12 protein-coding genes are annotated in these 11,571 nt (G+C 71.3%); 6 read left to right on the top strand and 6 right to left on the bottom strand.

Annotated features, from left to right (window positions below; translation table 11 throughout):
• Positions 1-784, top strand: a 784-nt coding sequence (locus tag B7P34_RS32905; protein WP_189383244.1) for an FAD-binding domain-containing protein, incomplete at its 5' end; no start/stop codon positions are given.
• 33 nt (positions 785-817) lie between these two features.
• Here the strand turns inward: B7P34_RS32905 and B7P34_RS32910 are convergent.
• Positions 818-1,123, bottom strand: coding sequence for a 4a-hydroxytetrahydrobiopterin dehydratase (locus B7P34_RS32910; RefSeq protein ID WP_106681834.1), 306 nt, complete (start codon positions 1,121-1,123; stop codon positions 818-820).
• A 258-nt stretch (positions 1,124-1,381) separates the two neighbouring features.
• On the opposite strand from B7P34_RS32910, the gene B7P34_RS32915 reads away from it, so the two are divergent.
• Together B7P34_RS32915 and B7P34_RS32920 are read left to right on the top strand one after the other, a co-directional pair.
• On the top strand, positions 1,382-3,184 hold the full coding sequence (locus B7P34_RS32915; RefSeq protein ID WP_106681835.1) for a hydroxysqualene dehydroxylase: 1,803 nt from the start codon (positions 1,382-1,384) through the stop codon (positions 3,182-3,184).
• 37 nt (positions 3,185-3,221) lie between these two features.
• Positions 3,222-4,028: a helix-turn-helix domain-containing protein gene (locus tag B7P34_RS32920; protein ID WP_106681836.1), complete on the top strand. Its 807-nt coding sequence runs from the start codon at positions 3,222-3,224 to the stop codon at positions 4,026-4,028.
• Here B7P34_RS32920 and B7P34_RS32925 read toward each other — a convergent pair.
• The gene (locus B7P34_RS32925; protein WP_106681837.1) at positions 4,018-4,386 is read right to left on the bottom strand and encodes a nuclear transport factor 2 family protein; all 369 of its coding nucleotides are present in this window, start codon (positions 4,384-4,386) and stop codon (positions 4,018-4,020) included. The genes B7P34_RS32920 and B7P34_RS32925 overlap by 11 nt on opposite strands.
• A gap of 321 nt (positions 4,387-4,707) precedes the next feature.
• Here B7P34_RS32925 and B7P34_RS32930 point away from each other — a divergent pair, with 321 nt between their 5' ends.
• Positions 4,708-6,462 carry a GmrSD restriction endonuclease domain-containing protein gene (locus B7P34_RS32930; protein WP_106681838.1) on the top strand — a complete coding sequence of 585 codons (1,755 nt, stop codon included), beginning with the start codon at positions 4,708-4,710 and terminating at the stop codon, positions 6,460-6,462.
• 116 nt (positions 6,463-6,578) lie between these two features.
• Here B7P34_RS32930 and B7P34_RS32935 read toward each other — a convergent pair whose 3' ends face one another.
• From B7P34_RS32935 to B7P34_RS32945, 3 genes are read right to left on the bottom strand one after another with little or no spacing between them, the layout of a single operon-like run.
• Positions 6,579-6,929 carry a VOC family protein gene (locus tag B7P34_RS32935; protein WP_106681839.1) on the bottom strand — a complete coding sequence of 117 codons (351 nt, stop codon included), beginning with the start codon at positions 6,927-6,929 and terminating at the stop codon, positions 6,579-6,581.
• Between the two features lie 42 nt (positions 6,930-6,971).
• A complete protein-coding gene (locus B7P34_RS32940; protein ID WP_106681840.1) occupies positions 6,972-7,790 on the bottom strand; it encodes a class I SAM-dependent methyltransferase in 819 nt (272 codons plus the stop codon).
• Between the two features lie 46 nt (positions 7,791-7,836).
• Entirely contained in the window at positions 7,837-9,327 is a 1,491-nt protein-coding gene (locus B7P34_RS32945; RefSeq protein ID WP_106681841.1) for a bifunctional phosphatase PAP2/diacylglycerol kinase family protein, read from the bottom strand.
• A gap of 109 nt (positions 9,328-9,436) precedes the next feature.
• On the opposite strand from B7P34_RS32945, the gene B7P34_RS32950 reads away from it, so the two are divergent.
• Complete coding sequence (locus tag B7P34_RS32950) at positions 9,437-10,009, top strand: TIGR03086 family metal-binding protein (protein WP_106681842.1); 573 nt, start codon at positions 9,437-9,439, stop codon at positions 10,007-10,009.
• Positions 10,010-10,115: 106 nt separating this feature from the next.
• A complete protein-coding gene (locus tag B7P34_RS32955; protein WP_106681843.1) occupies positions 10,116-10,649 on the top strand; it encodes a GNAT family N-acetyltransferase in 534 nt (177 codons plus the stop codon).
• Positions 10,650-10,712: 63 nt separating this feature from the next.
• On the opposite strand, the gene B7P34_RS32960 is transcribed toward B7P34_RS32955, so the two are convergent.
• The coding region (locus B7P34_RS32960; protein WP_106681844.1) for an MBL fold metallo-hydrolase at positions 10,713-11,571 on the bottom strand (859 nt) is incomplete at its 5' end.

Below are 11,571 nucleotides of genomic sequence, written 5' to 3' on the forward strand. Positions count from 1 at the left end.
GGGGGGCGAGGCCGAGGGGCGCCGCCGGCTGGCGGCCTGGCGGCGCGGCGGCCTCGCGCGCTACGCCGAGCGCCACGACGACCTGGCGGGGGACGCGACGTCGCGGCTCTCCCCGTACCTCCACTTCGGCTGCCTGTCCCCGGTGGAGCTGGCCGCCGGGGCCCGGGAGCGGGCCGGCGAGGGCTGTGCGGGCGCCGAGGCGTACGCACGGCAGCTGGCGTGGCGGGATTTCCACCACCAGATGCTGGCCGCCCGGCCGGACGCGGCCCGCCGTGACTACCGCTCCCGGGGCGACCGGTGGCGGGAGGCGCCCGGCGAGTTCGACGCGTGGCGGTCGGGCCGGACGGGCTATCCGGTGGTCGACGCGGCGATGCGGCAGCTCGCGCACGAGGGCTGGATGCACAACCGGGCCCGGCTGATCGCCGCGAGCTTCCTGGCGAAGACCCTGTACCTCGACTGGCGGGCCGGTGCCCGGCACTTCCTGGAGCTGCTCGTGGACGGCGACGTGGCCGACAACCAGCTCAACTGGCAGTGGGTGGCGGGCACCGGCAGCGACACGCGCCCCCACCGCGTGCTCAACCCCCTGGCACAGGCCGACCGCTTCGACCCGGACGGCGCGTACGTGCGCCGCTGGGTCCCCGAGCTGGCCGGCGTGCCGGGCCGGGCCGTCCACCGGCCGTGGCTGCTGCCGGAGCGGGAGCGGGCGCGCTGCGGCTACCCCGGTCCGGTGGTCGGCCTGGAGGAGGCGCTGGAGCGGTTCAAGCGGGCGCGCGGGCGCGCCTGAACGACCGCCCCTCCACAAGCACGGTCAGGGCGGTCAGCGCGCTCCGTGCCCCGCCGCCACCGCCTCGACGCGGCGGGCGAGCTCGACGTCCAGCCCCGTGACCTTGCCGCCCACGCTGTGCGTGTTCACGCTGAGCGACACGGTGTTGTAGCCCAGGGTCGCGTCCGAGTGGTGCCCCAGCTCCTCCTGGATCTGGGCGATGTGGATCACCATGGCGGCGGCCTGGAAGTGCCCGTCGAAGCGGTAGGTGCGGCTGATGCGGACGCCGTCCGTGGTCCAGCCGGGCAGCTCCTGGAGGCGCTCCTCGACGTCCTTCTGGGAGAGCGGTTCGACGGCCATGACTGTCCCCTCGTGAGTCTTCCGTGAGTCGTCCGTGAGTCCGTAAGTCGTCCGTGGGTCTTCGTGCCCGTGATGGTTGCCCGGGGTAGGTGCCCGCGCCGGGTGCCGGTGACTCAAGCGTCCCACGGTGCGGGGGTGCTTTCGCGCCAATGTGCGGTACGGGGCTCCGTGTGCCGGAGAAGTGCTACCGGGAAGTAGGTGCCGCTCCTATGCTCCTGCGCCGAACGTGTACACGTCACCGACGCCAGGGGGCCGGGCATGGACGGTACGGGCAGCACGCGCAGGAGATTCATCGGCGGGGCCGCGGCCGTCGCCGCAACGGCCGGAACGGCCGCCCTCGGCGGACCGGCCGCGGCGGCGGCCCCCCGCACCGGGCCCACCGGGGCGGGCCGCGCCCGCGGATCCGCCGCACCGGCCGTCGCCGTCCTCGGCGGCGGCGTCGCGGGACTCACCGCCGCGCACGAACTCGCCGAGCGCGGCTTCCGGGTGACCGTGTACGAGAAGAAGGCGCCGGGCGGCAAGGCCCGCAGCATGGACGTGCCCGGCAGCGCGCGCGGCGGCCGCAAGCCGCTGCCCGGCGAACACGGCTTCCGCTTCATCCCCGGCTTCTACCGCAACCTCCCGGACACGCTGCGCCGCATACCCTTCCCCGGCAACGCGAACGGCTGCCACGGCAACCTCGTGGCGTCCACCGAGGTGATGCTGGCCCGGATCGGCCACGAGGACATCCGGCTGCCGTTCCGCTCGGTCGGCAAGCCGCCGCCGCTCCTCACCCCGGACGCCCTGCGCCGCGCGCTGACCGGCTTCCTCGACGCGTTCGGCAACATCCCCGTCCACGAGACCGCCTACTTCGTGAGCCGGCTGCTCGTATGGCTCACCAGCTGCGACGAGCGGCGCACCGGGCAGTGGGAGCGCACGCCCTGGTGGGAGTTCATCCGCGCCGCGCGGATGTCGCCGAACTACCAGCGGCTGCTGGCCATCGGCATCACCCGCAACATCGTGGCCACCAAGGCCGAGGTGGCCAGCACCAAGACGGTGTCGACCTGCATCGAGGCGTTCCTCTTCAACGCCCTGGGGCGGGGCGCGGACGGCGAGCCGGACCGGGTGCTCGACGCGCCGACCAACGAGGCGTGGATCGACCCGTGGGTCGCGCACCTGCGCTCCCTGGGCGTCACCTTCGAGATCGGCTCGGCCGTACGGGACCTGCGGATCGCCGGCGGCCGGATCACCGAGGCGGTGCTGCAGGACCCGTCCGGCGCCAAGCGGTCCGTGACCGCCGACCACTTCGTCTCGGCGATGCCCGTCGAACACGCCCGTACGACCTGGAACGCGCAGGTGCGCGCCGCCGACCCGCAGTTGGCGCGCTGCGACAAGCTGCAGACGGACTGGATGACGGGCATCCAGTTCTATCTGACGGAACCGACGCCCATCCTCCACGGCCACGTCAACCACATCGACTCCCCCTGGTCGATCACCTCCGTGGGGCAGGCCCAGTACTGGTCGAAACGCGACTTCCGGGCCGACTACGGGGACGGCGCCGCGGCCGACTGCCTGTCCGTCGACGTCTCCGAGTGGGACAAGCCCGGCATCCTCTACGGCAAGACCGCCAAGCAGTGCACGCGCGAGGAGGTCGCGCGCGAGGTGTGGGCGCAGATGAAGGCCGGGCTCAACGACACCGGGCGCACGGTGCTGAGCGACGCGAAGATCCACTCGTGGTTCCTGGACCCGGCCGTGGAGATCGGCGGGCCCCGCCCCGTCAACGACGAACAGCTCCTCATCCACCCCACCGGCACCTGGCACAACCGCCCTTCGGCGCGCACGGCGATCCCCAACCTCTTCCTGTGCGGGGACTACGTGGCCACCGACATCGACCTCGCCACCATGGAGGGCGCCAACGCGTCGGCGCGGGCGGCGGTCAACGCCCTGCTGGACGAGACGGGTTCACGAGCCGGGCGGTGCACGATCACCCCGCTCTACCGGGCACCGGAGCTGGAGCTGCCGAGGGCCGACGACGCGATCCGCCACGGGCTCGGCCTGCCCAACGCCTTCGACCTGGGGTGATGGCGGCGCCCCGGGGACGGCGCGTTACGGTCGGACCATGACGATCGTCGTGGACGCCCCCGGGGTGGGCCCGCTGCTGAGACAGTGGCGGGACAGGCGCCGGATCAGCCAGCTGGAGCTCGCCCTGCGCGCAGACTCCTCCGCCCGGCACATCAGCTTCATCGAGACGGGCCGCTCCCGACCCAGCCAGGAGATGGTCCTGCGCCTCGCGGACCGCCTCGACGTGCCCGTCCGGGAGCGGAACGCCCTGCTGGTCGCCGCGGGTTACGCCCCCGCGTACCCGGAGCGGCCGCTGGACGACCCGGCGCTGGGCGGGCTGCGCGAGGGCCTGGAGCGGCTGCTGACGTCCTACGAGCCGTTCCCCGCGCTCGTCGTCGACGGCACGTACGAGGTGCGGGCCGCCAACCGGGGCATCGCGATGCTCCTGGACGGCGTCGACCCGGCCCTCCTCGTCCCGCCGCTGAACGCCATGCGGCTCACCATGCACCCCGGCGGCCTGGCGCCCCGCATCCGCAACTACCCGGAGTGGCGGGGCCACCTGCTGCACCAGATGGAGCGCCAGCTGGCCCTGATGCGGTCCGCCCCGCTGCGGGCCCTCTACGACGAGGTGAGCGCGTACCCGGTCCCGGTCGCCGCCGGCCGGGAACAGGCCCCGCGGGAGGGCGACGACGTCCCCTTCGCCCTCCCCCTGATCATCGACCACGCGGGCCACACCCTCTCCTTCGTCTCGACCATCGCGACGTTCAACACCCCGATGGACGTGACGGTCTCGGAACTGGCGCTGGAGACGTTCCTGCCGGCCGACCCCGGAACCGCGCGCCTCCTCGGCACCCTCATGCCGTAGGCATGCGGTCCAGGAACCCCGTCACGGTCCGGATCCGGCCGTCCCCGTCCAGGGTGATCACATCGGACCCGGCCACGGGGGCGGACCCGTCGGCGAGGGACACCAGCTCCCACTGGAACCGCGCCACGTCGTGGTGCCCCTCGACCACACCGGTCCGCCGGAACTCGAACCCGGGGAACTGCTCGTGCGCCGCCGTTATGACCGCGGCGACGCCCTCGTGCCCGCGGACGTCGGCCAGCGGGTCGGTGTAGGACCCGCCCTCGGCCCAGGCCGCGGCGACGGCGGCGGCCACGGCCTCCGCACCGACGGCGTTCCAGGCGGCGAAGTAGCGGGCGACGGCGGTCTCGTACGACGACATGGCGAACTCCCTGAGTAAGCATCAAGAGGACGGTTCACGCCCCCCGGGCCGGAGTGCGCCGGCCCGGGGTGGCGCTTGCCTTCACGATGCCGGGCGCGCCGCGGAAGGGCGATTACCGGTGAGGTAAAGCGCCGCCCTGGCTGCCCTGCCCCCTCTTCGCGTTGCCCAAGTGCCCAGGCCTGCCCGAGGAGCCGGAGTCGAAGAGATCTCCAAGTTACCCACGCTGGAGGCGGCACTTGTGTCAGACTGCCCTCCGTCCAACTCCAAACAGTGGAGGCTCCGTTGACAGCAGAAGTGCACGTTTCCATCACTCCACGCGGCATGAGTGTCCAGGAGGCGTACCGCCTATTCAGGGACGACTCGCTTCTCGTCAACAGGCGGTATCAGAGGAAGCTGGTATGGGCCGTCGCGGAGAAACAGCTCCTCATTCAGAGCATTTTGGACGGCTACCCAATCCCCTTGATCCTCCTCGCCGAGCGCCCAGAAATTCATGGCGCTGGAAGGTACGAGATCATTGATGGGATGCAGCGCCTTGACGCCATCTTCTCTTTCATCGAACAGCGCTTCGACTACCGGGGTGCATATTTCGATCTCGGTCAGAGCGCCCGCGCTCGACAGGCCGCAGAATCCGGATCCTTCAGTCCTGTTGACGCCCTACTTTTCCTCTCTGCCGAAAAGTGTGCGAACATTCTTGATTACCAGCTGGCAGTGACGATCTTCCCTACCCAGACAGAGAAACAGATCACTGAAGTTTTCAGTCGAATTAATTCCAACGGGCGCCAATTGAGCGTCCAAGAGAAGCGTCAGGCAGGGATCCTCAACCCATTTTCCGAGACCGTCCGATCTGTCGCAAGCTCCCTCAGGGGAGACGTATCCGAAGACGTACTTCTCCTACATGACATGCCGAGTATTTCAATCGACTCAGCCCGAGAAAGACAACACTACGGAGTCCGAGCCGAGGATACAGTCTGGATCAGGCACGGCATTTTGAATGTAAAGCAGCTGCGCGAAGGTGACGACGAACAGATGGTCGCCGATATTGCAGCCTCAATTCTGTTCGGGAAACCGTTCGCCGCCAGTAAAGAAGCATTCGACGAGCTATACGACCCGCGCAACACAGAATACGGCCGCCTGGAACGAACACTCTCGGCCTATGGAATTAAAAGACTAGAAGACGAAATTCGAACCACCTTCTCTGTACTCTCGGAGGTGATTGACAGTCAACTTTCCATGCCGAACGGCTTGAGGAACCTTGTCCGCCCCGGCGGATCCAATCCAATTCGCACCCCGTTCTACGCAATCTTCATGTCCTTCTTCGACCTGATCGTGAAGCAGCAGAAGTCTCCTGACGACTACGCCGCGATCATCACCGCCCTAAGGGATGTCGGCGGACGGCTGAAGACGGGCAGACATTACACATCAAGCGAGGATCGCGTATCCAATATTGACGCCATCACGGGATTGATTCAACGGCATTTCGTGGCAAAGATCCCGCCAGTCTTCGGCCATGGGCCAGGCCTGGCGCTGGACTTCGAGAATTCACTGCGCAGATCCCGCATCGAAACCAGCAGGTATGAATTTAAACAGGGACTGCTCGACCTGGATCACGACCGGAAGTGGAACAGTAGGATCACCGGGCGTCTCGCAGAGACCATCTGCGGCATCGCCAACCTGAAACCGGAGGTGGATGGATACCTTTATCTCGGCGTTGCCGACAACGAGGACCACGCCGCGAAGATCCAGCAAAAGGATTCGGTCACCCCCATCACCATCGGATCACATCACGTCGTCGGCGTGGATAGGGAAGCGCGACTCAAAAACCTATCACTCGACAATTATGTCCAGCGATTCGTGAATCACCTATCAAAGTCCGGCTTGAGTGAACCGCTCCGAAGTCAAGTGCTTTCCGGTATCGACACCGTCGAATACAAGAACCTGTCCGTAATCCGGATACTAATCCCTGGACAAAAAGATTTGTCTTACTGTAACGATGCCGTGTTTGTTCGGCGTGGATCTTCGACAGAAAGGATCGAGGATGTCAAGCAAGTGGTTGTTCTGGGTAAACTATTCGCCTGAGGTCAACAAATTCGGCGTAGCTTCGCAAGATCGCTAAAAAGCCCAACAAGGTTCCGAGCTGTTCGCGTACTCGCCCGATTGGGCAGACTGATTCGGTCTGCCCAATCGGGCAGTGCTCACGCCTGTTTGCGGTCCACGTATTCAAAGACCGAGCCGTCGGGATGGCGGGCGACGACGTTGCGGCCGATCGGGGTGGGCACCGGGCCCGCGATGATCTGTGCGCCCACCGCCGCCAGGTCGTCGAGCGCCTCGTCGACGTCCGTCACCGCGATGGTGGCGGTGATCTTCCGCAGGATGGACAGTTCCCTCTCCGGGCCGCTCATCAGGAAGAAGCACCCGACCGCGGCCACCGCGACCCCTCCCCGGTGGAAGCGCAGCGCCTCGGCACCGGTCAGACGTTCGTAGACATCGATCGCGTGGTCCAGATCATCGACGCACACCCGTAGCGAGGTCCCCAGAATGTTCATGGGAACCAGGCTAGTTGGCGCCGCGGGGCGATGCGGTGCGGTTCATGCGCGGCACAGGAGTTCGCCGTTCAGGACGGCGAACCAGGCGTCCTCGTGGCGGCCCCACGCGCGCCAGGCGGCGGCGATCCGGTCGAGCGCGGCGCGGTCCGCGTGGCCGCCGTCCACCGCGAGCCGTGCGTACGCGGAGGCGACGGTGCGGTCCGCCCACAGGCCGCTCCACCAGGATCGCTCCTCCTCGCTCGCGTAGCACCAAGCGCTCGCGGTGGCGGTGGTGCCGGCGCTGTCGAAGCCGGCCCGGCGAGCCCAGGAGAGGAGGCGGCGGCCGGCGTCCGGCTCGCCGCCTCCCGCGCGGGCGACCCGCTGGTAGAGCTCCTGCCACTCGTCGAGGCCGGGGACGCGCGGGTACCAGGTCATGGCGGCGTAGTCCGCGTCGCGGACGGCGACGATCCCGCCGGGCCGGCAGACCCGGCGCATCTCGCGCAGCGCGCCGACGGGGTCGCCGACGTGCTGGAGCACCTGGTGGGCGTGGACGACGTCGAAGGACGCATCGGGGAAGTCCAGGGCGCGCAGGTCGCCCACGGTGAAGGCGACGTTGTCCAGGTCCCGTTCGCGGGCGACCGCGCGGGCCGCCCCGAGCACCTCACCGGCGGCGTCCAGGCCGGTGACCCGGCCCTGCGGGACCAGTGCGGCCAGGTCGGCGGTGATGGTGCCGGGGCCGCAGCCGACGTCGAGGACCTCCAGGTGCGGCTGCAGGTGCGGCAGGAGGTAGGCGGCGGAGTTGCGGGCCGTGCGCCAGGCGTGCGAGCGCAGGACGGATTCGTGGTGGCCGTGGGTGTACACGGCGGCGTCGTCGGAAGCCATGGCAGCACCGTAGGCGCTCGTCTCGGATGACGAGAGTCCCGTCTCATCAGTCGGGCAGCTTGCGGTAGACCACCAGTGCCTCGTTCTCCTTCTTCAGCGTCAGCGCCTCGGGGGCGGGGGCGACTTCCCCGTCGTACGCCAGGTGCGTGCCCTCGGCGATGCCGCTGAGCCGGAGGTTCCGCAGGCGGGCCGCCCGGAGCACCGGGGAGTGCTTCAGGTCGCCCGCGAGGGCCGCCGCGAGCAGCCGGGTGCGGGCCAGCGGGCCGCCCGAGACGGTGCGGACGTCGAGGACCCCGTCCGCGAGGTCGTGCCGGCGCACGGGGGCGAGGCCCAGGCCGCGGTACGTGCAGTTGCCGGCGAAGAGCATCCACAGGCGGCGCCGCTTGCCGTCGACGCGCAGGCTGACCGGGCGCGCCGTGCGCAGGACGTGCACGGCCGCCAGCACCCCGGCGGGCCAGGCGCCGGTGCGCGGGGCCCACCGCTCGCGGACGCGGACCAGGTCGGGATAGGCGCCGATGCTGAAGGTGTTGAGGAACCAGCCCAGGCCGGTGCCGGAGCCGTCGCGCAGCCGCACCATGTCGACGGCCACCGCCTCACCGCTCTCCACGGCCCCGCAGGCGTCCGCCAGGGACTCGATGCCCAGGTCGTAGGCGAAGTGGTTGTACGTGCCGCCCGGCAGGACGGCCAGCGGCAGCCCGTGGCGGCGGGCCACGGCGGCCGCGGCGTTGACGGTGCCGTCGCCGCCGGACACGCCCAGGGCGCCGCCCCGTTCCCGGGCCCGCAGGGCGGCCGCCTCCAGGGTCTTCCCGAGGTCCTCTCCCCCGTCCGGGCCCTCCTGCCCGTACGGGACGACCTCCGCGCGGGGCAGCGCCGCGCGCACCCCCTGCACCGGGTCGGGGCGCGTGACGGCCCGCGGCCCGGAGCCGGTGTTCACGACCACCACCAGGCCCTCGCCGCGCGGCAGCGCGGGGGCGTCGGCCCGCGGCCGGGCCGGCGGCGCGAGCTGGGAGCGGGTGGGCACGACGCCGCGGACGGCGAAGGCGGCGCCCGCACCCAGCACGGCCCCGGCGAGCACGTCACCCGGATAGTGGACACCGGTGTAGACGCGCGAGAAGCACACCGACGCGGCCAGCGGCGCGAGCGCCAGCCCCCACAGGGGGTTCTCCAGCGCGACGCCCGTCGCGAAGGCGACCGCCGACGCCGAGTGGCCGGACGGGAACGACGTGGTGACGGGCTGGCGGGACAGCCGCCGGATCGCCGGCACGGCGTCGAGGACCGGGCGCACGCGCCGCACCGACCGCTTGCCGACCGTGTTCACGGCCGCCGAGGCCACCGCCAGGGACGCGGCCCCGCGCAGGGCCGCCCGCCGCGCGGGGCGCCCTCCGGCCAGGGCCGCGCCCGCCGCCAGGCCGAACCACAGCAGCCCGTGGTTCGCGCTGCGCGACAGGCGGGGCAGGACGCGGTCCCCGCCCGGCCAGTGGTGCGCCGCGACCGCGAGGAAGGCCGCCCGGTCCCAGGAGCTCACGATCTTCCGCATGGCGCACGTGTACCCCGTCGGCGGCGCCCGATGCCGGGGGCGTCCGACGCGAGCCCCCCACGCGGGGCGGGGAGTAGCCGCCCGGCCGCCCCGCGCCCACAATGGCCGCATGACCGATGCGACGCTGCTCACCCGGCACAAGGAAGCACTCGGACTGTTCACCGAGCGCGTGCACGCCATCCGCCCCGGCCAGTGGGACGAGCCGACGCCCTGCACCGAGTGGTCCGTGCGCGACCTCGTCAACCATCTGGCCGTCGAGCAGCTGTGGGTGCCGCCGCTGCTGGACGGCAAGTCCATCGACGACGTCGGCGACTCCTTCGACGGCGACCAGCTGGGCGACGACCCGGTGGCCGTGTGGGACGCGGCCGCGGCCGCCGCGCGCGAGGCGTTCGCGGCCTCCGGGGCCCTCGACCGCACGGTGGAGCTGTCCTCCGGGCCGTCGTCCGCCCGCGCGTACTGCTCGCAGATGGCGGCGGACGCCGTCGTGCACGCGTGGGACCTGGCCCGCGCGATCGGCGCGGACGAGCACCTGCCGAAGCCGCTGGTGGAGCTGACCCGGCGCGAGGTCGAGCCGTACGTCGACAGCCTCGCGGGCACGGGCCTGTTCGCCGAGCCCGTGGAGCCGCCGGCCGGCGCCGACGCCCAGACCCGGCTGCTCGCCCAGCTGGGACGCCGGGTCTGAGAGCGACGCCGGGTCTGAGAGCGGGGAGACCGGGGCGGCGGTGCGCACGGCCGTGCGCGAGTACGCCCGGTCGGGTAATCGGCCGCACGCTGGGCAGGATGCCGGCATGGCCTCCCCACTCACGCTCCTGACGCCCCGCCTGACACTGCGCCGCTGGCGCGCGGACGACCTCGGCCCGATGGCCGCCGTCAACGCCGACCCGGAGGTGATGCGCTGGATCGGGGACGGCTCGGTGCAGGACCGGGAGCGGACTTCGGCGGCGATCGCCTCCTGGGAGCGGGAGTGGGACGAGCGCGGAGTGGGCCTGTTCGCCGTCGAGGTCCGCCAGTCGCGCCGGCTGGCCGGATTCGCGGGCCTGTCCGTGCCCTCCTACCTGCCCGAGATCCTCCCGGCCGTGGAGCTCCGCTGGCGGCTCGGCCGGCCCTTCTGGGGGCGCGGCCTCGCCACCGAGGCCGCCCGCGCCGTCCTGGACTTCGCGTTCCGCGACCGCGGGCTGGCCCGGGTCGTCAGCGTGCACACCACCGGCAACGACGCCTCGGCGGCGGTCCTGCGCAAGCTGGGGATGCGGCGCGAGCGGGAGACGACCCACCCGGAGTACGGGGTCCCGGTCTGCGTCCACGTCCTCGACGCACGCCCGTAGGCCCGCTTTCCTAAGACGTCCCTAATACGTCCCTGAGACCGCCCCCGTCAGCCGGTACGGGGCCTACCCGGACAGCACCCGCGAGCCGCCCACCGGCAGGTCCCACAGGTCCTCGCGCGGCCGCCCCGTCGCCTCCCAGGCGGCGCGGACGCGGTGCAGCGGCTCCAGCGGGGGCTCGGCCGAGAGGATGAAGGTCGACCAGTGCATGGGGGCCATCACCCGGGCCCCCAGGTCCTGGCACGCGGCGACGGCCTCCTCCGGGTCGGTGTGGACCGTGCCCAGCATCCAGCGCGGGTCGTAGGCGCCGATGGGCAGCAGGGCGACGTCGATGCCGCCGTAGCGCCGGCCGATGCGCTCGAACCAGTGCCCGTAGCCGGTGTCGCCCGCGAAGTAGACGCGCTGCCCGCCCGGCGCGGTGAGCACCCAGCCGCCCCACAGCGACCGGCAGGTGTCGGTGAGGGTGCGCTTGCTCCAGTGGTGGGCGGGGACGAAGTCGCAGCGGACGGGGCCGGCGGGGCCGGGCAGCTCGACGGCCTCCCACCAGTCGAGCTCGGTGACGCGCGTGAAGCGGCGCCGGCGCGCCCAGCGGGCCAGGCCGGCCGGCAGGAGCAGCGGGGTGTCGCGGGGCAGCCGCTTGAGGGTGGGCGCGTCGAGGTGGTCGTAGTGGTTGTGGCTGATGAGGACCGCGTCGACCGGCGGCAGGTCCTCCCAGCGGACGCCGACCGGGGTGAGCCGGGCCGGCGTGCCGAGGATTCTGCGCGACCAGACGGGGTCGGTGAGGACCGTGAGACCGCCGATGCGCAGGATCCAGCTGGCGTGCCCGGCCCAGGTGACCGCGGTCGTGCGGGCGTCGACGGCCGGCAGGGGGCCGGGCGCGACCGGCAGGGCGGCGGCGTCGCGCAGCGCCTCGGCGCGCGGGCGC

The organism is Streptosporangium nondiastaticum (assembly GCF_003011965.1).
GTDB lineage: Bacteria > Actinomycetota > Actinomycetes > Streptomycetales > Streptomycetaceae > Streptomyces > Streptomyces nondiastaticus.

Excerpts from the sequence above, each read along its gene's own strand:
- B7P34_RS32945 (WP_106681841.1), bottom strand. The coding sequence starts at position 9,327 with ATGCGGAAGATCGTGAGCTCCTGGGACCGGGCGGCCTTCCTCGCGGTC.
- B7P34_RS32910 (WP_106681834.1), bottom strand. The coding sequence starts at position 1,123 with ATGGCCGTCGAACCGCTCTCCCAGAAGGACGTCGAGGAGCGCCTCCAG.
- B7P34_RS32935 (WP_106681839.1), bottom strand. The coding sequence starts at position 6,929 with ATGAACATTCTGGGGACCTCGCTACGGGTGTGCGTCGATGATCTGGAC.
- B7P34_RS32915 (WP_106681835.1), top strand. The coding sequence starts at position 1,382 with ATGGACGGTACGGGCAGCACGCGCAGGAGATTCATCGGCGGGGCCGCG.
- B7P34_RS32955 (WP_106681843.1), top strand. The coding sequence starts at position 10,116 with ATGGCCTCCCCACTCACGCTCCTGACGCCCCGCCTGACACTGCGCCGC.
- B7P34_RS32950 (WP_106681842.1), top strand. The coding sequence starts at position 9,437 with ATGACCGATGCGACGCTGCTCACCCGGCACAAGGAAGCACTCGGACTG.
- B7P34_RS32940 (WP_106681840.1), bottom strand. The coding sequence starts at position 7,790 with ATGGCTTCCGACGACGCCGCCGTGTACACCCACGGCCACCACGAATCC.
- B7P34_RS32925 (WP_106681837.1), bottom strand. The coding sequence starts at position 4,386 with ATGTCGTCGTACGAGACCGCCGTCGCCCGCTACTTCGCCGCCTGGAAC.
- B7P34_RS32920 (WP_106681836.1), top strand. The coding sequence starts at position 3,222 with ATGACGATCGTCGTGGACGCCCCCGGGGTGGGCCCGCTGCTGAGACAG.
- B7P34_RS32930 (WP_106681838.1), top strand. The coding sequence starts at position 4,708 with ATGAGTGTCCAGGAGGCGTACCGCCTATTCAGGGACGACTCGCTTCTC.